24 protein-coding genes are annotated in these 25,681 nt (G+C 73.3%); 20 read left to right on the top strand and 4 right to left on the bottom strand.

All coding sequences use genetic code 11. The features are described 5' to 3' along the window. Positions 1-42: 42 nt before the first annotated feature. Positions 43-810, bottom strand: a complete 768-nt coding sequence (locus DSM104329_RS14970) for an IclR family transcriptional regulator (protein ID WP_259310646.1) — start codon at positions 808-810, stop codon at positions 43-45. A gap of 108 nt (positions 811-918) precedes the next feature. Here DSM104329_RS14970 and DSM104329_RS14965 point away from each other — a divergent pair, with 108 nt between their 5' ends. From DSM104329_RS14965 to DSM104329_RS14925, 9 genes are read left to right on the top strand one after another with little or no spacing between them, the layout of a single operon-like run. Continuing rightward, positions 919-3,222: a cytochrome P450 gene (locus DSM104329_RS14965; protein WP_259310645.1), complete on the top strand. Its 2,304-nt coding sequence runs from the start codon at positions 919-921 to the stop codon at positions 3,220-3,222. Beyond that, positions 3,209-5,029 carry a PEP-utilizing enzyme gene (locus tag DSM104329_RS14960; protein WP_259310644.1) on the top strand — a complete coding sequence of 607 codons (1,821 nt, stop codon included), beginning with the start codon at positions 3,209-3,211 and terminating at the stop codon, positions 5,027-5,029. Before DSM104329_RS14965 ends, DSM104329_RS14960 begins: the two co-directional genes overlap by 14 nt. Continuing rightward, on the top strand, positions 5,029-5,637 hold the full coding sequence (locus DSM104329_RS14955; protein WP_259310643.1) for an HD domain-containing protein: 609 nt from the start codon (positions 5,029-5,031) through the stop codon (positions 5,635-5,637). The genes DSM104329_RS14960 and DSM104329_RS14955 overlap by 1 nt, the downstream gene beginning before the upstream one ends. Next, positions 5,634-7,088, top strand: a complete 1,455-nt coding sequence (locus DSM104329_RS14950; protein ID WP_259310642.1) for an aldehyde dehydrogenase family protein — start codon at positions 5,634-5,636, stop codon at positions 7,086-7,088. Before DSM104329_RS14955 ends, DSM104329_RS14950 begins: the two co-directional genes overlap by 4 nt. Then, positions 7,085-7,693 carry an HD domain-containing protein gene (locus tag DSM104329_RS14945; RefSeq protein WP_259310641.1) on the top strand — a complete coding sequence of 203 codons (609 nt, stop codon included), beginning with the start codon at positions 7,085-7,087 and terminating at the stop codon, positions 7,691-7,693. The genes DSM104329_RS14950 and DSM104329_RS14945 overlap by 4 nt, the downstream gene beginning before the upstream one ends. After that, positions 7,690-8,454, top strand: coding sequence for an SDR family NAD(P)-dependent oxidoreductase (locus DSM104329_RS14940; RefSeq protein ID WP_259310640.1), 765 nt, complete (start codon positions 7,690-7,692; stop codon positions 8,452-8,454). The genes DSM104329_RS14945 and DSM104329_RS14940 overlap by 4 nt, the downstream gene beginning before the upstream one ends. Positions 8,455-8,474: 20 nt before the next feature. Next, the gene (locus DSM104329_RS14935) at positions 8,475-8,675 is read left to right on the top strand and encodes a hypothetical protein (RefSeq protein ID WP_259310639.1); all 201 of its coding nucleotides are present in this window, start codon (positions 8,475-8,477) and stop codon (positions 8,673-8,675) included. A 44-nt stretch (positions 8,676-8,719) separates the two neighbouring features. Continuing rightward, positions 8,720-10,162, top strand: a complete 1,443-nt coding sequence (gene gndA, locus DSM104329_RS14930) for an NADP-dependent phosphogluconate dehydrogenase (protein ID WP_259310638.1) — start codon at positions 8,720-8,722, stop codon at positions 10,160-10,162. Then, positions 10,159-11,544 carry a DUF2252 domain-containing protein gene (locus DSM104329_RS14925; RefSeq protein WP_259310637.1) on the top strand — a complete coding sequence of 462 codons (1,386 nt, stop codon included), beginning with the start codon at positions 10,159-10,161 and terminating at the stop codon, positions 11,542-11,544. Before gndA ends, DSM104329_RS14925 begins: the two co-directional genes overlap by 4 nt. Before the next feature lie 11 nt (positions 11,545-11,555). Here the strand turns inward: DSM104329_RS14925 and DSM104329_RS14920 are convergent, their stop codons facing one another. Then, a complete protein-coding gene (locus tag DSM104329_RS14920; RefSeq protein ID WP_259310636.1) occupies positions 11,556-12,497 on the bottom strand; it encodes a hypothetical protein in 942 nt (313 codons plus the stop codon). Between the two features lie 142 nt (positions 12,498-12,639). On the opposite strand from DSM104329_RS14920, the gene DSM104329_RS14915 reads away from it, so the two are divergent. Then, positions 12,640-13,020: a hypothetical protein gene (locus DSM104329_RS14915; RefSeq protein WP_259310635.1), complete on the top strand. Its 381-nt coding sequence runs from the start codon at positions 12,640-12,642 to the stop codon at positions 13,018-13,020. A gap of 57 nt (positions 13,021-13,077) precedes the next feature. Continuing rightward, complete coding sequence (locus DSM104329_RS14910) at positions 13,078-13,461, top strand: hypothetical protein (RefSeq protein ID WP_259310634.1); 384 nt, start codon at positions 13,078-13,080, stop codon at positions 13,459-13,461. A 32-nt stretch (positions 13,462-13,493) separates the two neighbouring features. On the opposite strand, the gene DSM104329_RS14905 is transcribed toward DSM104329_RS14910, so the two are convergent. Both DSM104329_RS14905 and DSM104329_RS14900 read right to left on the bottom strand, forming a co-directional pair. Further along, positions 13,494-15,392 carry a hypothetical protein gene (locus tag DSM104329_RS14905; protein ID WP_259310633.1) on the bottom strand — a complete coding sequence of 633 codons (1,899 nt, stop codon included), beginning with the start codon at positions 15,390-15,392 and terminating at the stop codon, positions 13,494-13,496. Between the two features lie 58 nt (positions 15,393-15,450). Beyond that, positions 15,451-15,915 carry a DoxX family protein gene (locus tag DSM104329_RS14900; protein ID WP_259310632.1) on the bottom strand — a complete coding sequence of 155 codons (465 nt, stop codon included), beginning with the start codon at positions 15,913-15,915 and terminating at the stop codon, positions 15,451-15,453. A 284-nt stretch (positions 15,916-16,199) separates the two neighbouring features. On the opposite strand from DSM104329_RS14900, the gene DSM104329_RS14895 reads away from it, so the two are divergent. The 9 genes from DSM104329_RS14895 to DSM104329_RS14855 all read left to right on the top strand — a co-directional run bounded on the left by DSM104329_RS14895 (position 16,200) and on the right by DSM104329_RS14855 (position 25,673). Beyond that, complete coding sequence (locus DSM104329_RS14895; RefSeq protein WP_259310631.1) at positions 16,200-16,613, top strand: cupin domain-containing protein; 414 nt, start codon at positions 16,200-16,202, stop codon at positions 16,611-16,613. 69 nt (positions 16,614-16,682) lie between these two features. Next, complete coding sequence (locus DSM104329_RS14890; RefSeq protein ID WP_259310630.1) at positions 16,683-16,901, top strand: hypothetical protein; 219 nt, start codon at positions 16,683-16,685, stop codon at positions 16,899-16,901. Further along, positions 16,889-17,569 carry an RNA polymerase sigma factor gene (locus DSM104329_RS14885; protein ID WP_259310629.1) on the top strand — a complete coding sequence of 227 codons (681 nt, stop codon included), beginning with the start codon at positions 16,889-16,891 and terminating at the stop codon, positions 17,567-17,569. Before DSM104329_RS14890 ends, DSM104329_RS14885 begins: the two co-directional genes overlap by 13 nt. Next, entirely contained in the window at positions 17,566-17,802 is a 237-nt protein-coding gene (locus tag DSM104329_RS14880; RefSeq protein WP_259310628.1) for an anti-sigma factor family protein, read from the top strand. Before DSM104329_RS14885 ends, DSM104329_RS14880 begins: the two co-directional genes overlap by 4 nt. 60 nt (positions 17,803-17,862) lie before the next feature. Then, on the top strand, positions 17,863-21,555 hold the full coding sequence (locus DSM104329_RS14875) for a nitrate reductase subunit alpha (protein ID WP_407655842.1): 3,693 nt from the start codon (positions 17,863-17,865) through the stop codon (positions 21,553-21,555). Next, positions 21,555-23,123, top strand: coding sequence for a nitrate reductase subunit beta (gene narH, locus DSM104329_RS14870; RefSeq protein ID WP_259310626.1), 1,569 nt, complete (start codon positions 21,555-21,557; stop codon positions 23,121-23,123). Before DSM104329_RS14875 ends, narH begins: the two co-directional genes overlap by 1 nt. Then, positions 23,120-23,761 carry a nitrate reductase molybdenum cofactor assembly chaperone gene (gene narJ, locus DSM104329_RS14865; protein ID WP_259310625.1) on the top strand — a complete coding sequence of 214 codons (642 nt, stop codon included), beginning with the start codon at positions 23,120-23,122 and terminating at the stop codon, positions 23,759-23,761. The genes narH and narJ overlap by 4 nt, the downstream gene beginning before the upstream one ends. After that, positions 23,758-24,465 carry a respiratory nitrate reductase subunit gamma gene (gene narI, locus DSM104329_RS14860; protein WP_259310624.1) on the top strand — a complete coding sequence of 236 codons (708 nt, stop codon included), beginning with the start codon at positions 23,758-23,760 and terminating at the stop codon, positions 24,463-24,465. Before narJ ends, narI begins: the two co-directional genes overlap by 4 nt. After that, a complete protein-coding gene (locus DSM104329_RS14855; RefSeq protein ID WP_259310623.1) occupies positions 24,462-25,673 on the top strand; it encodes a nitrate/nitrite transporter in 1,212 nt (403 codons plus the stop codon). The genes narI and DSM104329_RS14855 overlap by 4 nt, the downstream gene beginning before the upstream one ends. Positions 25,674-25,681 lie beyond the last annotated feature (8 nt).

Genomic DNA, 25,681 nt, shown 5'->3' with positions numbered 1-25,681 from the left:
CGGCACGGGCCGGGTGCGCGGCGCGGGCCGGGTGCGCGGCGGTCAGCCCGCCGCCGACAGCGCGGCGCCGATGCGCGACGCCGCCTCGCCGGCATGGCGCGCGATCGTCGCCTTGCCGCCGCGCCGCAGCCGCGCGCTCGGTCCGACCACCGACACCGCCGCGACCGCGCGCACGCCGCCGCCGGTCTCGACCAGCACGGGCGCGGCCACCGACGAGATGCCCTCCTCGAGCTCCTCGTCGGTCGAGGCCCAGCCGCGCCGGCGCACCTCGACGAGGATCTCGCTCAGCCGGCGCGCGTCGACCACGGTGTAGCGGGTGCGGCGGGTCAGCCCGGCTTCGAGGATCGCCCGGGCGACGGACGGGTTGAACGCGGCGATCGCGCGGCCCGAGCTCGACGAGTGCCCGGGCACGCGCCGCCACGTCGGGCCGTGGAAGCGCGGGTCCACGCTCTGGGATTCGAAGCGCTCGAGGAACAGGATCTCGGCCCCGATCGGCACGCCGAGCTGGACCATGTCGCGCACCCGGTCGCGCAGCACGGTGAGGATCGGCACGCTCACCTCGAACAGGTTGAGCCGGTTGAGCGCGAGCTGGCCGTACTCGAACATGCGCAGGCCCAGTCGGTAGCGGCCGCCCTCGCGGCGCTCCAGCATGCCGCGCGCCGCCAGCACCGCGAGCATCCGACTCGCTGTGCTCTTGGCGATCCCGACCTCGCGCGCGACCGCCGACGGGCCGAGCTCGGCCGACACGGCGAAGCAGTCCAGGATCGACAGGGCGATCGAGACCGAGCGCAGCGGGTCGTCGGAGGCCACGGCCCCGACAGCCTAACCTCCGGCGTTCGCCACAGGCGAACGGTCCGCTTCGCCCGCGGGCGACCCGGCGGTAGCGTCCGCGTCATCGCCGAGGAGAGGAGCCCTGGGGTGTCTGTGCCTGTCCCCGCTTGTCCGCACGCCGGCCTGGCGCGCGACTTCGAGCCGTTCGAGCTGACCGACCCGTTCGCCTTCTATGCACGGGCGCGCGCCGAGGCTCCGGTCTTCTACAGCCCCGAGCTCGACTACTGGGTCGTCACGCGCTACGACGATATCCGCGACATCTTCCGCGACCCGCAGACCTTCTCCTCGGAGAACACGCAGGCGCCGTTCAAGCCGCGCCCGGCCGAGGTGCAGCAGATCCTCGCCGACGGCGGCTTCTCGGTCGTCACCGGCCTGTCGGGCAAGCAGCCGCCCGACCACACGCGCCTGCGCGGCTTCATCAAGAAGGCGTTCACGCCGCGGCGCATCGCCGGGATGGAGCCCGCCATCCGCGCCATCGTCACGGCGATGATCGACGGCTTCGCCGGCCGCGGACGGGCCGACCTCGTCGCCGAGCTCGCCTACGAGCTGCCCGCGCTCGTCATCTTCCGCATGCTCGGGATCCCCGACGCCGACGTGCCCAAGGTCAAGGAGTGGGCGCAGAGCCGGGTCGCCATGAACTTCGGCGACCGCCCCGTCTCCGAGCAGGCCCACCACGCGGAGAACCTCGTGAGCTACTGGCGCTACTGCCAGGAGCTCGTCGCGTCGCGCCTGCGCGAGCCGCGCGACGACCTGCCCGGCGCGCTGGCCCGCATCTACCTCGAAGGCGAGGAGGAGATCGAGCCCGACGAGATCGCCGCGCTCGTCTACGGCCAGCTGACCGCCGGCCACGAGACGACGACGGCGCTGCTGTCCAACGGCCTGAAGGAGCTGCTCGCCCAGCGCGAGGCGTGGGATGCGATCTGCGCCGACTCCCGGCTGATCCCGGGCGCCGTCGAGGAGATGCTGCGCGTCAGCGCGCCGGTGTTCACCTGGAAGCGGCGCACGAAGCGCCCGGCCCGCATCGGCGACGTCGAGCTGCCCGGGGAGACGAACGTCCTGCTGCTGCTCGGCTCGGCCAACCACGACCAGACCGTGTTCCCCGACCCCGAGCACATCGACCCGAACCGCGACAACGCCAGCCGCCACCTGTCATTCGGCCTCGGCATCCACTTCTGCCTCGGGGCGCCGCTGGCGCGCCTGGAGGGCCGGGTCGTGCTCGAGGAGCTCGCGGCCCGGCTGCCGTCGCTGCGCCTCGCGGCCGGGCAGACGTTCGACTTCAACGCGAACTCGAGCTTCCGCGGGCCGTCACGGGTGCTCGTCGAGTTCGACGCCGCGCCCGCGCACGTCGTGCCGTTCGAGCGCTGCCCCGGCGACAGCGAGGTCGCCGGCGGCAAGGGCGCGAGCCTCGCGACGCTGACCGCCGCCGGCCTGCCCGTGCCGCCCGGCTTCGTGATCACGACGAGCGCGTTCGACGCCGTGCGCGCCGGCGTGCGCGAGCGCATCGCCGGCGTGCTCGACGCGACCGACGCCCAGGACATCAGGGCGCTCGAGGACGGCGCGCGCGAGGTGCGTGCGCTGCTCGAGCAGGCGCCGCTGCCGCCCGCGGTCGAGCGGGCGATCCGCGTCGGCTATGCCGCGCTGGGCGACGACACGGCGGTCGCGGTGCGCTCGAGCGCGACCGCCGAGGACTCGGCGGAGGCCAGCTTCGCCGGCCAGCAGGACACGTACCTGTGGATCGTCGGCGCGGACGCGGTGGTCGAGCACGTGCGCCGCTGCTGGGCCAGCCTGTACTCGGCGCGCTCGATCGCCTACCGGCGCGACCACGCCATCGGAGAGGACGACGTGCGCATGGCAGTCGTCGTCCAGCGGATGGTCGACGCCGACGCCGCCGGCGTGGCGATGACGCTGAACCCGGTGACCGGCGACCGCTCGAAGATCGTGATCGACGCGAGCTTCGGCCTCGGCGAGACGGTCGTCGGCGGCGAGGTGACGCCGGACAACTACGTCGTCGACAAGGTCATGCTCGAGATGGTGGACTCGCGCATCGGCCCGAAGGCGGTCGAGCTCGTCGCGGACGTGCCGGGCCGCCGCGTCGTCCGCCGGGAGGTGGAGCCCGCGCGCCGGACCGCGCCCGCGCTGAACCCGGCGCAGGTGCGCGCCGTGGCCGAACTGGCCAAGCGCGCCGAGCGCCACTACGGCAGCCCGCAGGACGTCGAGTGGGCGATCGACGGCGACGACGTCGTGCTGCTGCAGAGCCGCCCGGAGACCGTCTGGAGCCGGAAGCCGCCGCCGCTGCGCGCGCCGAGCGTCTACGCGACGGGCCTGTCGAGCATCGCCCACACCCTGATCAACCCCCTGGCCGCGAGGAGAGATGCGGATGTCAACGACTGAGGCGAGCAGCCGGTTCGTCAGCCCGTACGACGACCCGGCGCCGGAGGGGGCAGAGGGCTGGGAGGAGCTGTACCCGTACTACCTGCGCTTCCGCGAGGACCGCCGGGACTTCGAGGAGGGGCGCTTCTGGTTCGCCGACCTCCAGCACTGGCCCACGGTCTTCAAGCCGTTCGACACGATCACGGTCGAGTTCGCCATCAAGTGCCTCGGCCAGTACAACACGCGCCACCTGCTGATCCCGCCCGCCAACGGGATCGACTACCGGGTCCACAACGGCTACGTCTACATGAGCCCCGTGCCGGTCCCGGAGGAGGAGATCCCGGGACGCGTGCCGCACTTCATGGAGCGCGCCGGCCACTACTTCGCCAACTGGCCGCAGCTGCTGGAGAACTGGGAGCGCAAGATCCGCCGGGTCATCGCCGACCTCGAGGCGCTCGAGTTCGAGCCGCTGCCCGAGATGGTCCCGCTGGACTGGATCACCGAGGGCCGCGGCCTGGACAACACGTTCGCGCTGCAGACGAGCTACAACCGCGCGATCGAGCTGGCCTACGAGGCCTTCCAGTACCACTTCGAGTTCCTGAACCTGGGCTACGTCGCGTACCTGGACTTCTTCCAGTTCTGCAAGGAGGTCCTGCCCGGCGTCGCGGACCTGGGCATCGCGAAGATGGTGCAGGGCATCGACGTGGTGCTGTTCCGGCCCGACGACGAGCTCAAGAAGCTGGCGAAGCTCGCGGTCGAGCTCGGCGTGGACGACGCGCTGGCGGACGGGAGCGTGGACGAGGCGCTCGCCGCCGTCGCGGCCCGCCCGCGCGGCGAGGAGTGGGTCGCCGCCTGGGAGGCGGCGAAGGACCCGTGGTTCAACTTCTCGGCCGGCAACGGGATGTACAGCACCGACAAGGTGTGGCTCGACCACCTCGACATCCCGCTCGGCTTCGTGCGCGACTACGCCGGGCGCGTGCGGGCGGGCGAGAGCATCGACCGGCCGACCGAGGCGATCCGCGCCGAGCGCGACCGCATCACCGCCGAATACCGCGAGGCGCTGCCCGACGACGAGGCACGCGCGGTGTTCGACGAGAAGCTCGGGCTCTCGCGGCTCGTGTTCCCATACGTCGAGGACCACAACTTCTACATCGAGCACTGGTCGCTGTCGGTGTTCTGGCGCAAGATCCGCCAGCTGGGCCAGGTGCTCGCCGACGCGGGCTTCTGGCGCGACGCCGACGACATCTTCCTCGTGCGCCGCGACGAGCTGCAGCAGGTGATCTTCGACTACGGCAACGCGTGGGCCATCGGCGTCGAGGCGATGGGCCCGTACTACTGGCCGCAGGAGATCGCCCGGCGCAAGCGCATCCTCGCGGCCCTCGAGCGCAAGGCGCCGGTGCCGGCGATGAACGAGCCGCCGGCGGTCATCACCGAGCCGTTCACGATCATGCTCTACGGCATCACCAGCGAGGCGGTGTCCGGCTGGCTGCACGCCGGCGCCGGCACCGGGCACCTTGGCGGCATGGCCGCGTCGCCAGGCGTCGTGGAGGGCGTCGCGCGGGTCATCGGCGGCGCCGACGAGTTGGGCGACGTGCAGCAGGGCGACATCCTCGTCACCCGCATCACCGCGCCCAGCTGGGGTCCGGTGTTCGCCCGCATCGGCGCGGCGGTCACCGACATCGGCGGCATGATGAGCCACGCCGCGATCGTCTGCCGCGAGTACGGGCTGCCGGCGGTGACCGGCGCGGGCTCCGCGACGACGACGATCCGCACCGGCCAGCGCGTGCGCGTCGACGGCAACAACGGCACCGTGACCGTCCTCGACTGATGGGGGATCGCTACGACGCGGTGTGGGCCGCCGCGCGGCCGTACATGCGCGTCCGCAAGAACGACGTGCACATCCCCATGGCGTTCGACTACGCCGAGCGCCTGCTCGAGCAGCATCCCGGGGCCGACCGCGACGTCGTCCTGCTCGCGGTGCTGCTGCACGACATCGGGTGGGCGGTCGTGGACCAGACGGCGATCTACCGCGACGGCTTCGGCCCGGGGATGATGGAGTCCGACGTGCGGATCGCCCACGAGCGCGAGGGCGCGCGGCTGGCCGGGGAGATCCTGGGCGCGACGGGCTGGCCGGCGGACGTGCGCGACGAGGTGGTGGCGATCATCGCGGGCCACGACACGCGGTCCGAGGCGATCTCGCACAACGACGAGCTCGTCAAGGACGCCGACGCGCTGTGGCGGTTCTCCATCGCGGGGGTGGCGATCGCGTGCGACTGGTGGGGGATGACGCCGAGCGTGTACGTCGACCGCACGGAGCCGCAGATCGAGCACCGCCTGTTCACCGAGGCGGCGCGCGAGATCGCCCGGGCCGAGCTGGACCGGACTCGGCGCGTGCTGCGCACCGCCGTGCTCGACGACCCGGTCGCCGCGCCGTGACCGCGACGGCCACCGCCACGCACGACCTGTGGATCGGCGGCGAGTGGGTGCCGGCGGCGTCGGGCCGGGCGATCGCCGTCCACGACCCGGCGACGGGCGCGCTCCTGGCCCACGTCGCCGAGGGCGACGAGCGCGATGCCGATCGCGCGGTGCGCGCGGCGGCGGACGCGTATCGCGGCTGGCGGCGCACGCCGGTCGCCCGTCGCGCCGAGCTCCAGCAGGCGGTCGCCGCGCTCATGCGCCGCGACGCCGAGGAGATCGGGCGCACGCTGACGCTCGAGCTCGGCCGCCCCCTGGGCGCGGCGGTCGCGGAGGTCCGCCGCTCCGCCGACCTGCTCGACTACTTCGCGCAGGAGGGGCTGCGCCTGCGCGGCGAGATGCCGCTGCTCGGCGAGCCGGACGAGCGCGTGCTGGTGGTGCAGGAGCCGCTCGGCGTGGTGGTGGCGATCGCCCCGTTCAACTACCCGATCACCCTGCTGCTGATGAAGGTCGGTGCGGCGCTGGTCACCGGCAACACGGTGGTCGCCAAGCCGGCGCAGGACACGCCGCTGTCCACGCTGCACCTGGCGCGCCTGTTCGGCGAGGCCGGCTACCCCGCGGGGGTGCTCAACGTGATCACCGGCTCGGGCCCCGAGCTCGGCGAGGCGCTCGTCGGCCATCCGGTCCCCGCCAAGGTCGCGTTCACGGGGTCGACGGCCGCGGGCATCCGGATCCGCCGGCTCGCGGCGGAGACGAACAAGCGGGTCACGCTCGAGCTCGGCGGGCAGTGCCCGGCCATCGTCTGCGCCGACGCCGACCTCGACGTCGCGGTGCCCGCGCTCGTGCGCCACGCGTACGCCAACTCGGGCCAGTTCTGCTACCGCGTGAACCGCATGTACGTCGCCCGTGAGCGCTACGACGAGCTGGTGGACCGCTTCGCCGAGGGTGCGCGCGGGCTGCGGGCCGGCCACGGGTTGGAGCCGGGCGTCGACCTCGGCCCGCTCGTGGGCGAGCGCATCATGGCCACGAGCGCCGAGCACGTCGCCGACGCCCGGGCTCGGGGCGCGCGGATCGCCTGCGGCGGGGAGCGGCTGACCGGCGAGCCGTTCGACGGCGGCTGCTTCTTCGCGCCGACGCTGATCGCCGACGCCACGCCGGCGATGAAGATCATGCGCGAGGAGACCTTCGGGCCGGTCGTCGGCGTAGCGCCGTTCGGCGACTGCGAGGAGGCCGTCGCCCTCGCCAACGACTCGCGCTACGGCCTGGCCGCGTACGTCTTCAGCCGCAATCTGCGCACGGCCTGGCGCATCGCGGAGGAGCTCGAGGCCGGCTCGGTGTGGGTCAACGACATCCACCGCTCGCTGCACTCGGTGCCCTTCGGCGGCGTCAAGCAGAGCGGCCTCGGCCGCGAGAAGTCGCGCCACGGGCTCGACGAGTACCTCGAGCACAAGACGATGTACCTCGGGCTGTGACGGCGACCGGGCGCTACGCGCGCATCTACGCGGCGGCCGAGCCGTACTGGCAGACGCGGTCCAACGAGATCCACGTCCCCGAGTCCTACGCGCTCGCGCAGGAGCTGCTCGAGTCCTGCCCGGCCGCGGATCCCGACGTCGTCCTGCCCGCCGTGTTGCTGCACGACGTCGGCTACATGGCGGTGCCGAGCGACGACCACCTCAAGGGCCTGGCCGGCGCGATCCGCGGGTGGGAGCCCGACATCACGCGACGCCACGAGATCCAGGGCGCGGCCCTCGCCGGCGAGATCCTCGCGCATGTGGGCTGGGACGAGCGGCGCACGCGCGCGATCCAGGACATCGTCGACGGCCACGACTCCCGCGCCGAGGCCGTCAGCCTCGACGACGAGCTGGTCAAGGACGCCGACAAGCTGTGGCGCTACACCGAGTCCGCGGTGCGGATCTGCCACGAGTGGATGAAGCTGACGCCGGACGACTACATCGACTGGGTGGAGTCCGAGATCGACGCATGGCTGTTCACCGAGCCGGCGCGGGCGATCGCGCGCCGCGAGATCGCCGCCTCGCGCGCGGCGCTCGCCGCGCGGCCCGTGGAGCCCGCGCGGTGACGCCCGCCGAGCTGGCCGGCCGCTGCGCCGTCGTCACCGGGGCCGGAGGCGGGCTGGGGCGGGCGTTCTCGCTCGGGTTCGCCCGGGCCGGCGCCCGCGTCGTGGCCGCCGACGTCGATCTCGCCGCCGCGCAGGCGACGGTCGGCGAGATCGCGCTCGCGGGCGGGTCGGCGCTGGCGGTGGCGGCCGACGTGGCCCGCGAGGCGAGCACCGCCGCCATGGCCGCCGCCGCGCTCGACGCGTTCGGGGCGATCGACGTGCTCGTCAACAACGCCGCGATCTACGCCGGCCTCGAGCGCCGGCCGTTCGACGAGATCGACGTCGCCGAGTGGGACCGCGTGATGGCGGTCAACCTGCGCGGCCCGTGGCTGTGCTCGAAGGCGTGCGCGGCCGCGCTGCGCGCGTCGGGGTTCGGCGGCTCGATCGTCAACGTCGCGTCGGCGACCGTGCTCAGCGGCTCGCCGCTGTGGGCGCACTACGTCGCGTCGAAGGGCGCGCTCATCGCGCTGTCGCGGGTGATGGCGCGCGAACTGGGGGAGGCGGGCGTGCGCGTGAACGCGCTCGCGCCCGGCTTCACGCTCACCGACGCCAGCCGCGAGCTCGTCGACGACGCCGACTCCTACGGCGTCGCGCGGGGCGCCATCAAGCGCAGCCTGCAGCCGCAGGACGTCGTCGGCACCGCGGTGTTCCTCGCCTCGGACGCCAGCGCGATGATCACCGGCCAGACGTTCGTGGTCGACGGCGGCCGCCAGTTCCTGTGACGCACGGATAGGCTCGCGCGATGCGCCGCCGCCGCGGACAGGATGGCCGGCCGGTCCGCTCCCGCAAGGGCGACGAGATCGAGATGGTCGTCGCCGCCGTCGCGCTTGCGTTCCTCGCGGCGGTCGTCACCGGCGTGGTGCTCGACGGCTCGCTGCTCGTGGTGCTCCTCGTCGTGGGAGCCGTCGTGGTCGGTTTCCTCCTGCTCATGCAGGTCATCTGAACCGCAGGCAGGCGACGGCCGCGCCCGCCTGAGAGGATCACCGCATGAGCCAAGAGAGCCAGATCGGGGTGACAGGGCTGGCGGTGATGGGCGCCAACCTGGCGCGCAACATCGCCCGGCACGGGGTGCCCGTCGCCGTGCACAACCGCACGGCCGCGCGGACGACCGAGTTCATGGAGCACTACGGCGGCGAAGGCGACTTCACCGCCGGCGAGACCGTCGAGACGTTCGTCGCCGCGCTCGAGCGCCCGCGGCGGATCATCGTCATGGTCAAGGCCGGCGCCCCGGTCGACGGCGTCATCGAAGAGCTCACGCCGCTGCTCGACGAGGGCGACATCCTCATCGACGCCGGCAACTCGCACTTCGCCGACACGAAGCGCCGGACGCAGGCCTGCGCCGAGCACGGGCTGCGGTTCATGGGCATCGGCGTGTCGGGCGGCGAGGAGGGCGCGCTGCTGGGGCCGAGCATCATGCCGGGCGGCGCCCGCGAGGCGTACGCGGAGGTCGAGGCGGTGCTCACCTCGATCGCCGCGCAGGTCGACGGCACGCCGTGCTGCACGTACGTCGGCCCCGACGGCGCCGGCCACTACGTGAAGATGGTCCACAACGGCATCGAGTACGCCGACATCCAGCTGATCGCCGAGGCCTACGACCTCCTGCGCCACGTCGCGGGCCTCGAGGTCGCGGACATCGCCGGGATCTTCGACGACTGGAACACCGGCGACCTCGAGTCGTTCCTCATCGAGATCACGGCGAAGGTGCTGGCCCAGCGCGACGAGTCGACCGGCGGGCCGCTGCTCGACGCGATCGTCGACCAGGCCGAGCAGAAGGGCACCGGGCGCTGGACGAGCCAGGACGCGCTCGAGCTCGGGGTGCCGCTGACCGCCATCACGGAGGCGGTGTTCGCCCGCACGCTGTCGTCGCTGCGCGAGGAGCGCGAGGTCGCCTCGCAGCGCCTCGCCGGCCCGGTGCCGGGAGCCGCCAAGGGCTCCACCGACGGCCTCGTCGACGACATCCAGAAGGCGCTGTACGCGAGCAAGGTCGTCGCCTACGCGCAGGGCTTCCAGCAGATGACGGCGGCCTCGCAGGCGCACGGCTGGGACCTCGACCTCGGCGCCATGGCGACGATCTGGCGCGGCGGCTGCATCATCCGCGCGCGCTTCCTCAACCGGATCCGCGACGCGTACGTCGAGGACCCGCAGCTGGAGAACCTCCTGCTCGTCGAGTACTTCCGCGATGCGGTGGCCGACGCGCAGGACGCGTGGCGCCGGGTGGTCTCGCGGGCGACCGAGGAGGGCGTGGCGATCCCGGCGTTCAGCTCGTCGCTGGCGTACTACGACGGCTATCGCCGGGAGCGCGGCCCGGCGAACCTCATCCAGGGGCTGCGCGACTTCTTCGGCGCGCACACGTACCGGCGCGTCGACCGCGAGGGCGCGTTCCACACCCGCTGGGCGCAGGACGGGAAGGAGGTGCGCACCGACACATGACGCTGGTCGACGAGCAGGTGCAGCGCGGGCGCGAGGGCCGCAAGGCCGCCGGGCGCTCGAGCCACGGCGACTGGGCGCCCGCGTCTGACCGCGAGGACCCGGTCGCCGTTCTCGAGCGTCAGGGCACGACCCGGGTCCAACAGCTCCTGCCGCTGCGCTACGGGCGGATGCTCGCGTCGCCGTTCGCGTTCTACCGCGGCGCCGCGGCGATCATGGCGGCCGACCTCGCCGGCACGTCCGCGTCGGGCATCGAGGTCCAGGCGTGCGGCGACGCGCACCTGCTGAACTTCGGCATCTTCGCGGCCCCCGACCGCCGCCTCGTCTTCGACCTCAACGACTTCGACGAGACCCTGCCGGGCCCGTGGGAGTGGGACGTCAAGCGCCTCGCGGCGAGCGTCGAGATCGCCTGCCGCGACCGGGGCTTCTCGCCCGCTGACGCCGAGCAGGCGGTGCTCGCGGTGGTGCGTCAGTACCGCGAGGGCGCGGCCGGGTTCGCCGCGCTCGGCAACCTCGACGTCTGGTACACGCGGCTGGACGTCGACGCCCTCATCGACTACTTCGCGCAGACCGGCACCGACGCGCAGGTCAAGGCGGTCCGCAAGGTGCAGCAGAAGGCGCTGCGCAAGACGAGCCTGCGCGCCGTCGAGCGGCTGACCGAGAAGGTCGACGGACGCCTGCGCTTCCGTCGCCAGCCCCCGGTGCTCGTGCCGGTGAGCGACCTCCTCGACGCGAGCGACGCGGAGCTGCTCCAGTCGCGGCTCCACCGCCTGCTTGAGTCCTACCGGCGCAGCCTCACGGCGGAGCACGCGCATCTGCTCGACGGCTATCGCGTGGCCGACATGGCGCACAAGGTCGTCGGCGTCGGCAGCGTCGGCACCCGGGCCTGGGTGATCCTGCTCGAGGGGCGCGACGCCGGCGATCCGCTCGTCCTGCAGGCCAAGGAGGCGCAGGCGTCGGTCCTCGAGGCCCACCTGCGCCGCAGCGCCCACCGATCGCACGGAAAGCGCGTCGTGCTCGGGCAGCGGCTGGTGCAGGCGGCCAGCGACATCTTCCTCGGCTGGGAGCGCGTCACCGGCATCGACGGGCTGGAGCGCGACTTCTACGTCCGCCAGCTCTGGGACGGCAAGGGCTCGGTCGACATCAGCACCGCGCTGCCGCCCGGCATGACGAAGTACGCGCAGCTGTGCGGGCTGGCGCTGGCCCGCGCCCACGCCCGCTCTGGCGACCGGGTCGCCATCGCCGCCTATCTCGGCCACAGCGACCGCTTCGACCGCGCGATCGCCGCGTTCGCCCGCGCGTACGCCGACCAGAACGAGCTCGACCACCGCGCCCTGCAGGACGCGGTGGCCGAAGGCCGGATCGAGGCGACCCCCGACGTCTGACCGTCGGCCGCTCAGCGGCGCAGTCCGCGGCGCAGCGCCGTGTACGCGGGGCGCGGCGTGCCGTCGGCGTTGACCATGCCGGTGTCCATGCGCGTCCGGCAGTCCGTGCCCTTCCAGTTGTAGATGTAGGCGCGGTCGATCGCGTGGCGGTAGGTGTGCAGGAGCTTGAACAGGTACGTCGTGCGGTTCGCGGCCCGCCGCTCGTTGCAGCGGAAGGCCGAGCCGAGCTCCACGATGCCGCCGGTCTCGGTCAGCCAGAAGTGCGGCGAGCGGACGTGCGTGCGGACGGCGCGCATGATCGTGCTCGTCCCGGCCGTCGTGCGGCGGTTGACGTCGGAGTAGTTGTGGATGCCGACCAGCGAGGCCTGGCGGCGCTGCGTCGGCGTCATCGCGCCGTAGAAGCGGTCGATGTAGCCGGTGACGCCGCGCGTGTCCAGGACGTCGAGGGCGACGACGCGGCAGCCGCCGCACATCGAGCGCAGCGCGACGAACAGCCTCGCGGCGCGCTTCGGGCTGCGGTAGGTCGGCTCGCTGGGATGGTTGGCCTCGTTGAACGCGCCCCAGTCCCTGACGCCGAGCGGACGCAGCGTGCGCACGAGTCGGCCGACGTCGCGGCGGTACTCGCGCACGGTCGGCAGGTGGGCGCGGCGGGGGCGGAAGTCGTCGGTGCCGATGTGCACCAGGACGGAGATGCCGTGGCTGCGCGCGCTCCTGACGTAGTCGCGCACCGCGTTCAGCTCGCCACGATGACGTGCCGCGTTCCAGGCAACGAAGTAGCGGACCTGCTTGATGGCCGTCTGCTGGAACAGCGGGCTGTCGAACATCGCGGCGCTCTGGTCGCTGATGCCGACCGGGACCGCGGGGCGGGCCGAGGCGGTGCCCGCCGCGGCGGCGGTGCCGGTGGCGGCGATGGCGGTCACGGCGGCGATGGTGCGAAGGCGATGGCGGGTCATGGGAGCCGTCCTTGGAGGAGTGAGAGGGGACGGCTCGCATGCTGCGCCGCGGCGGGCGCGGCGTCTGTCAAGGCGGTGACATAGGACGTGTGCGATCGGTCACGAGGCCGCCCGCACCGCCGAACTGCTAGACCCTGGTGCGATGACCACCTGGGAGATCGTCCGCTGGCTGCACCTCCTCGCGATGGCGTTCTTCGTCGGCGGCCAGCTGTTCCTCGTCGCCGCGGTCGTCCCGTCGCTGCGCGGCGGCGAGGAAGACCGGGTCCGGCTGCGTGCGATCGCCCGCCGGTTCGGCTGGGGCTCGCTCGTCGCGCTCCTCGTGCTGCTCGTCACCGGCGCCGCGATGGCCGGGCACTTCCACCGCTGGGGCGACGGCACGCTGCACGTCAAGCTCGCGCTCGTGGCCCTCGCCGGCGTGCTGGTCCTGTGGCACCTGCGCCGTCCACAGCAGCACTGGCTCGAGGGGGCGGTCTTCGTGGTCTCGCTCGTGATCGTCTGGCTCGGCCTCAGCATCGCGCACTGACCAGGCTGCATATCAACCCCCATGGCGCCGCCGGCTCGCGGGGCGCACGATGGCCGTATGCCGCTTCGACAGCACGATCCGCCGGCACGGGTGCGCGACCCGGCGCACGTCCTGTTCGACCACGCGTGCGACCTGCTCGCCGCCGCGCAGGGCCTGAGGGCGGCGGCGCCCGTGGACGGGATCGCGCCGGCGCTCGCCGCGACGCTCGGCTGCCTCGAGGCGACGCTCGATGCCCTGGCGGCCGCCGTCGCGGACCTGGGCGAGGACGCGGTCCGCCAGCTCGAGGACGGCCCATGGGCGCCCGGCGACGCGTGGCCCTCGGCGGTCGCGGCCGAGCGGCAGTTCGCCGGGCTCGTCGACATCCTGTCCGCCGGTGAGGCGATGGCCGGATCCCTGCGCGAGCGGCTCGGCGCCGCCGGCGCGGCGGCCCGGGCCTCCTGACCGCGCGGGCGAGCGACGCGACCGCGGGCGGGCTACGCGACTGCGGGCGGACTCGCCGAGCCCTGCAGCGCGGTCGCTGCGGCGGCGTCCGCCCCGTTGGGCCCGGCGCGGCGCAGGACGAGCAGGCCGTCGCCCGGGCGCACGGTCGATGCGCCGGCGCTGAGCAGGTCGACCTCGTCGCCGTCGCGCGACATCGTCAGCGGCACGCAGCCCTGGGCGAGCAGCGCGGTGTAGACGGCGGGGAAGGGCAGCGCCTCGGATCCCGTGACGTGGACCGCGTCCAGGGTCAGCGCGGAGTCCATCCCGAACGCCTCGCGCGCGACCAGCGCGGGCCGGTCGGTGGCCGACAGCAGCAGCGTGTAGGCGACCAGTTCGGCGCGGCTGATCACGCGGATGCGGGGATCGGCGCGGCGCAGGCGCTGCGCCTGCCCGCTGAGGTGCTGCTCGACCGCGATCGTCAGGTCGGGCCGGTCCGTCATCGTGACCACCTTCAACGCGGCGAGGGCGGCGCGGGCATGGGTTCCGGCCGGGTCGGTGCCCCCGTTGGCGCCGGCGAGGATGATGACGATCTCCGGGTCGACCGCGGTGAGCGCCGACCCGATCGCGGCGGGGTCACCCGGGTCGCCGGCGCGCAGGCGGTCGGGCGCCAGGCCGGCGGGGGCGGCGTCGAGCTGGGCGACCACGGTCAGGTCGGCGGGGCCGCCCCCGAGCACGGCGAGCAGGTCGTCGCCGGCCTCGCTCCAGCCGAGCACGAGGACGCGGCCGAGGCGCCGGGGATCGGCCTCGACGTGCAACGAGCCGGGGGCGGCCCGGATCTCCGGCGCCGCGCGGCGCGCCTGCGCCGCCGCGCGGTCGGGCGCGAGCACGATGAGGGAGTCGGTCGCCGTGATCCGCTCGTCCGGCTCAGGGGCGTACCGGGCGCGGCCGTCGCGTAGCAGCCCGAGCGGCAGGCCGCCCGCGCAGCGGCCGAGCGCCTCGGCGAACGCCGCGCCGGCCAGGTCGCCGGCGGGGACGACGAACGGCTCGGACCCCTCGCTGCCGGTCGCGGAGCCCAGCAGGCTCGGGTAGTCGGGAAGCGTGACGCCGAGCGCGAGGATCGCCCCGACGTTGCGGTCGCCGGGCACCGCGTCGAAGGCCTCGGGCAGCAGGGGCCAGACGGCGTCGACGTTGCGCGCGTGCTCGATGTGGACGGCGACGAGCGGGGAGCCGTCGCCGGTCCCGTCCAGGCACTCGACCAGCGCGCCGACGCACTCGAGCGCCGTCAGGTCGGCCACCTCGGTGTCGGAGGACTCGCCGGTGAGGACGACGATCGCCCGGGCGGCGGTCGCCCCGGCGTCCGCGAGCGCGGCCGCGTCGCGCCCGTCGCCCGTTCGCGTGACGAGGTGGTAGGGGCGCTTGGCGTGGGGCACGGCGTCGGCCGCGGACGGCGCGAGCACGACGACCGTCTCGATCGGCGGATCGCCCCGGTCGCCGTCCAGCCTCGTCAGCAGCGCCGCCCGCACGTCGCCCGCGCCGATGACCAGCAGGTGCCCGGTCACGGTCACGGGCGGCTCGCTCTCGCTCAGCTTGCGCAGACCCTGGTCGACGGTCTCGGCCAGGACCGTGAACGCGACGCCGGCCAGGAAGATCAGGCCGGTGAACACCTGCAGGACGCCAACGATGCGCTGGGGCGTCGTCTTGTCATCGCCGAGCGATCCCGGGTCGAACAGGTGGCGCAGCCCGCTCCAGAGAGCCATGCCGTAGCTCGACTCCACGTCGGCGAGCGCCGCGACCGCCGCCGTGACGAGCCATACGGCGACGACCATCCCGCCCAGCAGTCCGAGCCGGCCGGGCGTGGTGCGTGCCGCTTCGGCGAGCCCGAGACGCAGCCGGGCGCGCCAGTGAGGCCGGCGCGCCCGCTCCTCCGTGGCCGGCGACGGCGCTTCTGACATGGCGATAGCCAACCAGAAGCGTGGCCCCTGCCGCCACCCCGCGGCGCGGGGGCGCCGTTCAGCGGCGGCGCAGGCGCAGCGGCGGGTCGTAGACGGAGGCGAGGCGGGCCAGCGTCAGCGCGCCGAGCATGAGGCCGAAGTCGCGCAGGGCGACGTCGTAGTAGCCCGAGTACGTCAGGAGGTTGACGATGATGCCGGCCAGCCAGGCGACGACGACGTATGCGGCGTAGCGCGGCTTCAGCGCGACGGCGATGCCCGCGACGATCTCGATGACGCCGACCGCGTACATCGCGTCCTGCCCGCTGCCCGGGACGATGTCGTTGATCCACGGTGCGAAGTACTGCGGCCAGTCGACGAGGACGTTGAAGAACTTGTCGAGCCCGAAGGCGATCGGCGCGACCGTGAAGGCGATCCGCAGCAGCGCGAAGGCCTGGTAGCGCGGGTCGCGCCAGTCGGCGGCCGTCTCGGCGGGGCGCGCGACTGGGGAGGCGCCGCGCTTGCGCGGCAGGGTCGTGGTGGCCATGGTGGCTCCTCTCGGCAGGTCCGCTCGACGGCCCGAGCGATGGTTCACCGGATGGGCGTCGTCCGCCGCCGCGGCCTTACCTCACCCTGCGGCGACCGCCGACGGCCTCGAGCTGCGCCATCGGCACCGAAGACCTCCCGCGGCACCAGGACGCGGTCGGTGAGCGCCGCGACCGGGCCGGGGGCGAACCCGGAGAACCCGCCGGGCGATGCGCACCGCCGAGCGCGGCGTGATCAGCGGGCCGTCGGACATCCGTCGCATTTTTCCAAGCCCGCGCGCCGCGGGTGCGCAACCATTCCCGCATGACCCAGCACACGTACGACCTCATCCAGCTGCGCGAGCTCGACGACGACGCGGTCGCCGGCGGCTTCTCGGACACGCTCGAGGCGCGCTTCGCGCGCGACGCCCTGGGCTGCGAGCGCATCGGCCTGAGCCTGCAGCGCGTCAAGCCCGGCGCGCGCGCCCCGTTCGCCCACCGCCACTCCGGCGACGAGGAGGTCTACGTCGTCGTCGCGGGCGACGGCCGCGCGGTGATCGAGGGCGAGGTGGTCGCGCTGCGACCCTGGAGCGCGCTGCGGGTGCCGGCGGGCAGCGCCCGCTCGTTCGAGGCGGGCGAGGCGGGGCTCGAGTTCCTCGCGTTCGGCACGCACACCGAGGGCGATCGCGGCGAGCTCGTCGACGCCGGCTGGCCGAGCTGAGCCGACGAGCGTACGCGTGCCGACGGTGGTCGGGGTAAGAACGGACGTCGTCGCGTCGCCAACGTCCACATGACCCGCCGGAGCACCGCCGACCCCGCCGCACTCGCCGCCTGGCGCCTGGCGCAGCTGGACGCGGCCGGGTTCCCGGCGCCGCTGGCGGCGCGGCTGGCCCGCGACCTCGACATGGACCTGCACGCGCTGCTCGCGCTCGTCGATCGCGGCTGCCCGCCCACCCTCGCCGTCCGCATCCTCGCCCCGCTCGACGCGCCGGACCCATGGCCGACGTGACCGCACCGCCCCCCGCCGCCTCGCGCCCCGGCGCCGCCCGCCCGGACGCCGACACGGCGGCGTGGCTCGACGCGCTGACCGCGGCGGGCCCGGGCCGCGACGACGCGGTCGCGCGGCTGCACGAGCTCCTGCTGCGCGGGGCCCGCTTCGAGCTCGCCCGCCGGCGCCGGGCCACCGGCGCGCCCACCTTCGACGAGATCGACGACCTCGCCACCCAGGCGGCCGACGACGCCCTCGTCGCCGTGCTCGCCAAGCTGTCCACCTTCCGCGGCGACAGCCGCTTCACGACGTGGGCGTACAAGTTCGCCATGCTCGAGGCGTCCGTGAAGGCGCGCCGCCGCGCATGGGACGGACGCGAGATCCCTCTGGAGGACGACGCCTGGCGGCGGTTGTCGGACCGCCGCGCCTCGCCAGGCGCCGACGCCGAGATGGCCGACCTGCTCGGCGCCGTCGGGCGGGCGATCGCCGAGACGCTCACCCCGCACCAGCGCGCCGTCCTCGTCGCCCTGACCCTCAACGGCGTGCCGATCGACGTCCTCGCCGAGCGGCTGTCGACGACGCGCGGCGCGCTCTACAAGACGCTGCACGACGCCCGCGCCAAGCTGCGCACGCGGCTCGCCGCCGACGGTCACCCCATCGACCAGGCCCTCGACCGGAGCGCGCCGTGACCGCCGACCGCGACCGCAACCGCAACCAGCTGAACGCGCTGCTCGGCCCGGCCGGCCCCGAGATCGGCTGCGACGACTGCTTCGACCTGCTGGACCGCTACGTCGACCTCGAGGTCGCGGGCGGCGACGCCGACGTCCAGGTGCCCGGCATGCGGGCGCACCTGGACGGCTGCCCGGCCTGCGCCGAGGAGCACGACAGCCTCCGCGCGCTCGTCGAGCAGTCCTCCCGCTGACGGCCCCGGTAGCGTCCCGCCGGTGCGGGTTCACCGCACCGGCGTTCAGGGGAGCCCCGGATGTCGAAGCAGGCAAGCAGGGGGAGGGTGTCGAGCGTGTCAGGACAGACCGCCGCCGTCGCGGCCCACGAGTTCTTCCGGCGAGGCGAGGCCAACGAGGAGGGCTGGTCGCTGCTCATCGGCCGCGGTCGCGACTGGGAGCACGCCTACCGCGACCGCTGGCGCCACGACAAGGTCGTGCGCTCGACGCACGGCGTCAACTGCACCGGCTCCTGCTCGTGGAACGTCTACGTCAAGGACGGCCTCATCACGTGGGAGAGCCAGGCGGTCGACTACCCGCGCACCGACGCCGACCGCCCGAACCACGAGCCGCGCGGCTGCCCGCGCGGCGCGTCGTTCTCCTGGTACACGTACTCGCCGGTCCGGCTGCGCTACCCGTACATCCGCGGCAGCCTGCTCGAGCGCTGGCGTGCCGCGCTGGCCCGCGCCTCCGACCCGGTCGCCGCGTTCGCCGAGGTGGCGGCCGACGGCACGTACCGCTCCGAGCGCGGGCGCGGCGGGTTCGTCCGCGCGGACTGGGACGAGGTGTCGGAGCTCATCGCCGCCGCGACCGTGCACACGATCAAGGCGCACGGCCCCGACCGCGTCGGCGGCTTCACGCCGATCCCCGCCATGTCGCCGGTGTCGTTCGCCGCCGGCACGCGCTTCCTGTCGCTCATCGGCGGCCACACGACGACGTTCTACGACTGGTACGCGGACCTGCCGCCCGCGTCGCCGCAGGTCTTCGGCGACCAGACCGACGTGCCCGAGTCCGCCGACTGGTGGGACTCGAGCTACCTGATCGTGTGGGGGACGAACCTGCCGATCACCCGCACGCCCGACGCGCACTTCATGACCGAGGCCCGCTACCGCGGCCAGAAGGTGGTCGTCGTCTCGCCCGACTACTCCGACCACGTGAAGTTCGCCGACGACTGGCTGCCCGCGCAGCCCGGCACCGACGGCGCCCTGGCGATGGCCATGGGCCACGTCATGCTCAAGGAGTTCTGGGTCGACCGCCGCGTGCCGCGCTTCGAGGACTACGGCAAGCGCTTCACCGACCTCCCGCTGCTCGTCTCGCTGGATGCCGGCGCCGACGGCGCCCACGTCCCCGGCCGCTTCCTGACCGCCGCCGACCTCGGCCAGGACAGCGAGAACGCGGACTGGAAACCCGTCCTCTTCGACGCCGCGACGGGGCAGCCCGCCGTGCCCAACGGGTCGGTGGGCTTTCGTTATGGCGAGGAGGGCAAGGGCCGCTGGAACCTGGGCCTCGGCGACCTCGACCCCGCGCTCACCCTCCATGGCCGCCACGAGGAGGCCGTCGAGGTGGCGCTGCCGCGCTTCGACGTCGGCGACGGCCCCGGCGGCGGCGTCATGCGCCGCGGGGTGCCCGCGATCCGCGTCGGCGACCGGCTTGTCACCACGGTCCTCGACCTCATGCTCGCGACGTACGGCGTGGCCCGCGACGGGCTTCCGGGCGAGTGGCCCGAGAGCTACGACGACGCGAGCGTGCCGTACACGCCGGCCTGGCAGGAGGCGATCACGTCGGTCGACCGCCGGCTCGCGGTGAAGGTCGCGCGGGAGTTCGCCCGCAATGCCGAGGTCAGCGGCGGGCGCTCGATGATCTGCATGGGGGCGGGGACCAATCACTGGTTTCACTCCGACGAGACGTACCGCGCGTTCATCGCGCTGCTGCTGCTCGGCGGTTGCGTCGGCATCAACGGCGGCGGCTGGGCGCACTACGTCGGTCAGGAGAAGATCCGCACGTTCGCCGGCTGGCAGACGCTCGCCTTCGCGCTGGACTGGCGGCGCCCCCCGCGCCAGGCGCAGGGCACGTCGTGGTTCTACACGCACACCGAGCAGTGGCGCTACGACCGGCTCAGGCCCGGCCACTTCGCCACCCCGCTGGGCGAGGGGCTGTTCGCCGGGATGACCGCGATGGACGCCCACGCCAAGGCGGTGCGCATGGGGTGGATGCCGGGCCTGCCGACCTTCGACCGCAATCCGCTCGAGGTGGCCGACGAGGCGCAGGCGGCCGGGGTGGACGCGGCCGAGCATGTCGTCTCCGAGCTCAAGGCGGGGCGCCTGGGCTTCGCGGTCGACGACCCGAGCGCGCCGCAGAACTGGCCGCGCGTGTTCTTCGTCTGGCGCTCGAACCTGCTCGGCTCGTCGGGCAAGGGGCAGGAGTACTTCCTGAGCCACCTCGTCGGCGCGACGCACGACGGGCCGCTGGCCGACCCTCTGCCTGAGGGCGAGCGCCCGTCCACGGTCAACTGGCGCGACGACATTCCCCGCGGCAAGCTCGACCTGCTCGTCAACGTCGACTTCCGGATGACCACGACGGGCCTGTACTCCGACGTCGTGCTGCCGGCGGCGACCTGGTACGAGAAGCACGACCTGTCGATGACCGACATGCACCCGTTCGTGCACTCGTTCAACCCCGCGATCCCGCCACCGTGGGAGGCGCGGACGGACTGGGACACGTTCGGCACGATCGCGCGGGCGTTCTCGAAGCTCGCCGCCGAGCACCTGGGCGTGCGGCGCGACATCGTCGCCACGCCGGTGCTGCACGACTCGCCCGGCGAGATCACCCAGCCGCGCGGGGAGGTCGCCGACTGGCGGGCGGGGGAGTGCGAGCCGATCCCGGGGCGAACCATGCCCAACCTGACCGTCGTCGAGCGCGACTACGGGGCGGTGGCCGACCACTGGGGCGCGCTCGGGCCGCTGGCCGAGCAGCTCGGCGCCACCGTCAAGAGCGCGACGCTGCTGCCCGACCACGAGGTCGCCCAGCTCGCGGCCCGCAACGGGCGCGTGCGCGGCGGCGCGGCCGCCGGGCGCCCCTCGCTGGCGCGCGCCGAGCACGCCGCCGAGACGATGCTCGCGCTGTCGGCCGTGACCAACGGGCGCCTCGCGGTCGCCGGCTTCCGCTCGCTGGAGGACCGGTGCGGTGTGCCCCTCGCGGACCTGGCGGAGGGGGCCGAGGAGACGCGCATCACGTTTCAGGACACGCAGGTGCAGCCGCGGCGCGTCATCACGTCGCCTGAGTGGTCGGGCATCGACGAGGAGGGCCGCGCCTACGCCGCGTTCACGATCAACGTCGAGCGCGACAAGCCCTGGCACACCCTCAGCGGGCGCATGCACCTCTACCTCGACCACGCCTGGATGCGCGAGCTCGGCGAGGCGCTGCCCGCCTATCGCCCGCCGGTCGACCACCGGCTCATGATGGCCGGCGGCCGGCCGCAGGACGGCGACGGGACGCCCGAGATCACCCTGCGCTACCTGACGCCGCACTCGAAGTGGTCGATCCACTCGGAGTACCAGGACAACCTGCACATGCTCACGCTGTTCCGCGGCGGCTCGGGGCTGTGGATGAGCCCGCAGGACGCCGAGGCGATCGGCGTGCGCGACAACGAGTGGGTCGAGGCGCACAACCGCAACGGCATCCTCGTCACGCGAGCCGTCGTCTCGCATCGCGTGCCCGAGGGCGTGTGCCTCATGTACCACTCCAAGGACCGTCAGATCGGCACGCCGCGCTCCGTCATCGACGGCCGGCGCGGCGGGACCGAGAACGCGCTGACGACGATCGCGATGAAGCCGACGCACATGATCGGCGGCTACGCCCAGCTGTCCTGGTCGCCGAACTACTACGGGCCGACCGGGTCCAACCGCGACTCGATCACGATCGTGCGCCGACGCACCCAGAAGGTGGACTACTGATGCACGTCAAGGCCCAGGTCGCGATGGTCATGAACCTCGACAAGTGCATCGGGTGCCACACGTGCTCGGTGACGTGCAAGCAGGTGTGGACGAACCGGCCGGGCACCGAGTACGTCTGGTTCAACAACGTCGAGACGAACCCGGGGCAGGGCTACCCGCGCCAGTGGTCCGACCAGGCGCGCTGGAACGGCGGCTGGGAGCTCGATCGAAAAGGCAACCTGCGGCTGAAGGCCGGGGGGCGCATCAAGAAGCTGCTGACGATCTTCTCCAACCCCGACCTGCCGGCCATCGACGACTACTACGAGCCGTTCACCTACGACTACGAGACGCTCGTCGACGCGCCGCTGTCCGATCTGGACCCCGTGGCGCGGCCGCACTCGCAGCTCAGCGGCAAGCCGATGAACCTCGAGTGGGGCCCGAACTGGGACGAGGGTCTGGCCGGCGGCCCCGAGCACGCGACCGCCGACCCGCATCTGCGCGACATGCAGGAGCAGGTGCGCATGACCTACGAGCAGGCGTTCATGTTCTTCCTGCCGCGGATCTGCGAGCACTGCCTGAACCCGTCGTGCGTCGCGTCGTGCCCGTCCGGCGCGATGTACAAGCGCGAGGAGGACGGCATCGTGCTCGTCGACCAGGACCGCTGCCGCGGATGGCGCTACTGCGTCTCGGGATGTCCCTACAAAAAGGTCTACTTCAACCACCGCACAGGCAAGGCCGAGAAGTGCACGCTCTGCTACCCGCGCATCGAGATCGGCCAGCCGACGATCTGCTCGGAGACCTGCGTCGGGCGCATCCGCTACCTCGGCCTCGTCCTCTACGACGCCGACCGCGTGCAGGCCGCCGCGTCGGTGCCCGACGAGCGCGACCTGCTGGCCGCCCAGCGCGACGTCTTCCTCGACCCCGATGACCAGGAAGTGCAGGCCGCAGCTACGCGCGACGGCATCCCGCGCGACTGGATCGAGGCGGCGCAGCGCTCGCCGATCTACGACCTGGCGATGCGCTGGGGGGTCGCGCTGCCCCTGCACCCCGAGTTCCGCACGCTGCCCATGGTCTGGTACGTGCCGCCGCTGTCGCCGATCGTCTCGACGCTCGAGGGTGACGGCTACGAGGCGGACCCGGACGACGTGTTCGGGGCGATCGAGCACATGCGCATCCCGATGGAGTACCTGGCGAACCTGCTGACCGCGGGCGACGTCGAGGCGGTGCGTGGCGTGCTGCAGCGCCTCGCCGCGATGCGTTCCTACATCCGCAAGCGCGAGGTGCTGGGCGAGACCGACGACGAGTTGCCGGGGCTCGTGGGGCTGACCGGACCCGAGCTCGAGCGCATGTACCGGCTCCTGGCGATCGCCGACTACGAGGACCGCTACGTCATCCCGCCCGCGCACGCCGAGCTGGGCGAGCGCCTCATGCAGGAGCAGGGCGGCTGCGGCCTGGACTTCGCCGGCGGGCCGGGCAACTGCGGCGCGGTGGACCCGCGGCCGGACACGTCGTCGCCCGTCGTGCCGTACGACGGCGAGCGCTTCCACGTGATCGACCTGCTCAAGCGCGACGAGCACCACGGCGCATGAGACGCCGGCGCCCCGCACCCGAGGTCCCGCCGCCCTGGGCCCTGCTCTCGTTTCTCCTGCGCTACCCCGATGCGCGCGTGGCCGCGGCGCGCGACGAGCTGGCCGCCGAGGTCGCCGCGCTCGACGACGGACCCGTACGGGCCGCGCTCGCGCGCTTCCTCGCCGGCTGGGACGCCAACCAGACGGACCTCGCCGCGCGCTACGTCGAGACCTTCGACCTGCGCCGCCGCAACAGCCTGCACCTCACCTATTACGCCCACGGCGACACGCGCGAGCGCGGGATGGCGCTCCTGCGCCTCAAGAAGCTCTACCGCACCGCCGGGCTGCCGCTCGACACCGCGCAGCTGCCCGACGACCTGGTGATCATGCTCGCGTTCGCGGCGGTCGCGCCGCCTGGGCATGGCGAGGCGCTGCTGGCCGAGCACCGCCCGGCGATCGAGCTGCTGCGGCTCTCGCTGCACGATCTCGAGAGCCCGTACGCCCACGTCCTCGACGCGATCGCCGCGCTGCTGCCCGCGCTGAGCGTCGCCGAGCGGTCGGAGGTCGCCCGCCTGGCGCGCGAGGGCCCGCCCGAGGAGGCGGTGGGCCTCGAGCCGTACGGGCCCCCCGAGGCGATGCCGGAAGGGGTCCACGCATGAGCGCCGGCGAGATCCTGCTGTGGATCATCCTGCCCTACGCCGCGGTGGTGTGCTTCCTGGTCGGACACTGGTGGCGCTATCGCACCGATCAGTTCGGCTGGACGAGCGGGTCGACGCAGCTGTTCGAGCACAAGATCCTGGGGTGGGCCGGCCCCGCGTTCCACTACGGCGCGCTGGCCGCGATCGGCGGGCACGTCATCGGGCTGCTGATCCCCGAGTCGTTCACCGACGCGGTCGGGATCTCCGAGCACACCTACCGGTGGATCGCGGCGATCGCCGGCGGGGTGGCCGGGCTCGTGACCGCCGTCGGGTTCGTCGGGCTCGTCTACCGGCGGGCGACGAACGTCCGCGTCCGGCGCACCACGTCGCGCACCGACATGCTCGTCTACTTCTTCCTCGTCGTGCTGATCGGGCTCGGCTGCTGGATGACGTTCGCCCACAACCTCATCACCGAGTCGCCGTACAACTACCGTTCCTCGATCGCGGTCTGGTGGCGCTCGCTGTTCATCCTGCAGCCGGACGTCAGCGCCGTCGAGAACGCCAACCTCGTCTACCAGATCCACGCGATCGTGGCCTGGGGCTTCTGGGCGCTGTTCCCGTTCAGCCGCCTCGTGCACGCGTGGAGCATCCCGCTGCAGTACCTCGGCCGTCCGTACATCCTCTACCGGCGACGCTACGCGGCGGCGCCGACCCGCCGGCGATGAGCACCGCCCCGCAGGAGCGCGCCGGCAGCGCGGGGACCGAGCTCGCCCTCGCGACGCTCGCGTTCGCGGTCTGCTTCTACGCGTGGAGCCTGCTCGGCCCGCTCGCGCCCGACATCCAGGACGACCTCGGCCTGTCGGACTTCCAGAGCTCGGTGATGGTGGCGGTGCCGGTGCTGCTGGGCTCGCTCATGCGCATCCCGCTCGGGTGGCTGACCGACCGGGCCGGGGGGCGGCGGGTGTTCACCGCGCTGATGGCGTTCACGCCGCTGCCGCTGATCGCGCTCGCCCTGTGGCACGACTCGCTGACGCCGATCATCGTCTTCGGCTTCCTGCTCGGCTTTGCCGGCGCGTCGTTCGCGGTCGGCGTGCCGTTCGTCAACGGCTGGTATCCGCCGGAGCGCCAGGGCTCGGCGCTCGGCATCTACGGCGCCGGGATGGGCGGGACCGTCGTCGCCGGGCTGACCGCGCCGCGCATCGCCGACGCGTGGGGCCTCGCCGCGCCGTTCTGGGTGGCCACGGGCCTGGTCATCGTGATCGCCTTCGTGTTCTACGCGCTGGCCCGCGACGCTCCGCGCGCGGCGCGGACCGGCCCCGCCCCGGGCATGTTCGGCGCCCTGTCGGTGTTCCGCAGCAGCGGCCGGGCGTGGGCGCTGACGCTCTTCTACTTCATGGCCTTCGGCGGGTTCGTCGCGATGTTCCTCTACCTGCCGAAGCTCCTGACCGGCGTGCACGACCTCTCCAAGTCCGACGCCGGCGCACGCGCCGCCGGGTTCGCGCTGCTCGCGGTCATCGCGCGCCCGCTGGGCGGCTGGCTGGCGGACCGCATCGGCGCCGCTCGGGTGCTGCTGGCCTCGTTCATCTCCGTGACCGGTCTCGCCCTGCTGCTCGCGGCCTCGTACAAGCACATCGTGCCGCTGACCATCGTCTGCCTGGTGATGGCCGTCTTCCTCGGGCTGGGGACGGGCGCCGTCTTCAAGCTGGTGCCGGAGTGGTTCCCCGACCGCGTGGGCGCGGTGACCGGCGTCGTGGGCGCCGCCGGCGGCCTGGGCGGCTTCTTCCCGCCGCTGGTCATGGGCATCGTGAAGTCGGCGACCGGCGGCTACGGGCTCGGGTTCGTGCTCATGGCGCTCGTGTCCGCCGCATGCCTGGTGGTACTCGCGGCGGTGCGCCCTCGCACCGCGCACGCACCGGTCAAGGCGCCCGGCTGACGCCGGTC

Source organism: Capillimicrobium parvum, from assembly GCF_021172045.1.
Taxonomy (GTDB): Bacteria; Actinomycetota; Thermoleophilia; order Solirubrobacterales; family Solirubrobacteraceae; genus Capillimicrobium; species Capillimicrobium parvum.
This window is presented reverse-complemented; position numbering and strand designations above follow the sequence as displayed.

Excerpts from the sequence above, each read along its gene's own strand:
- DSM104329_RS14960 (WP_259310644.1), top strand. The coding sequence starts at position 3,209 with ATGTCAACGACTGAGGCGAGCAGCCGGTTCGTCAGCCCGTACGACGAC.
- DSM104329_RS14955 (WP_259310643.1), top strand. The coding sequence starts at position 5,029 with ATGGGGGATCGCTACGACGCGGTGTGGGCCGCCGCGCGGCCGTACATG.
- DSM104329_RS14935 (WP_259310639.1), top strand. The coding sequence starts at position 8,475 with ATGCGCCGCCGCCGCGGACAGGATGGCCGGCCGGTCCGCTCCCGCAAG.
- gndA (WP_259310638.1), top strand. The coding sequence starts at position 8,720 with ATGAGCCAAGAGAGCCAGATCGGGGTGACAGGGCTGGCGGTGATGGGC.
- DSM104329_RS14925 (WP_259310637.1), top strand. The coding sequence starts at position 10,159 with ATGACGCTGGTCGACGAGCAGGTGCAGCGCGGGCGCGAGGGCCGCAAG.
- DSM104329_RS14920 (WP_259310636.1), bottom strand. The coding sequence starts at position 12,497 with ATGACCCGCCATCGCCTTCGCACCATCGCCGCCGTGACCGCCATCGCC.
- DSM104329_RS14915 (WP_259310635.1), top strand. The coding sequence starts at position 12,640 with ATGACCACCTGGGAGATCGTCCGCTGGCTGCACCTCCTCGCGATGGCG.
- DSM104329_RS14910 (WP_259310634.1), top strand. The coding sequence starts at position 13,078 with ATGCCGCTTCGACAGCACGATCCGCCGGCACGGGTGCGCGACCCGGCG.
- DSM104329_RS14905 (WP_259310633.1), bottom strand. The coding sequence starts at position 15,392 with ATGTCAGAAGCGCCGTCGCCGGCCACGGAGGAGCGGGCGCGCCGGCCT.
- DSM104329_RS14900 (WP_259310632.1), bottom strand. The coding sequence starts at position 15,915 with ATGGCCACCACGACCCTGCCGCGCAAGCGCGGCGCCTCCCCAGTCGCG.
- DSM104329_RS14890 (WP_259310630.1), top strand. The coding sequence starts at position 16,683 with ATGACCCGCCGGAGCACCGCCGACCCCGCCGCACTCGCCGCCTGGCGC.
- DSM104329_RS14885 (WP_259310629.1), top strand. The coding sequence starts at position 16,889 with ATGGCCGACGTGACCGCACCGCCCCCCGCCGCCTCGCGCCCCGGCGCC.
- DSM104329_RS14875 (WP_407655842.1), top strand. The coding sequence starts at position 17,863 with ATGTCGAAGCAGGCAAGCAGGGGGAGGGTGTCGAGCGTGTCAGGACAG.
- narH (WP_259310626.1), top strand. The coding sequence starts at position 21,555 with ATGCACGTCAAGGCCCAGGTCGCGATGGTCATGAACCTCGACAAGTGC.
- narJ (WP_259310625.1), top strand. The coding sequence starts at position 23,120 with ATGAGACGCCGGCGCCCCGCACCCGAGGTCCCGCCGCCCTGGGCCCTG.
- narI (WP_259310624.1), top strand. The coding sequence starts at position 23,758 with ATGAGCGCCGGCGAGATCCTGCTGTGGATCATCCTGCCCTACGCCGCG.
- DSM104329_RS14855 (WP_259310623.1), top strand. The coding sequence starts at position 24,462 with ATGAGCACCGCCCCGCAGGAGCGCGCCGGCAGCGCGGGGACCGAGCTC.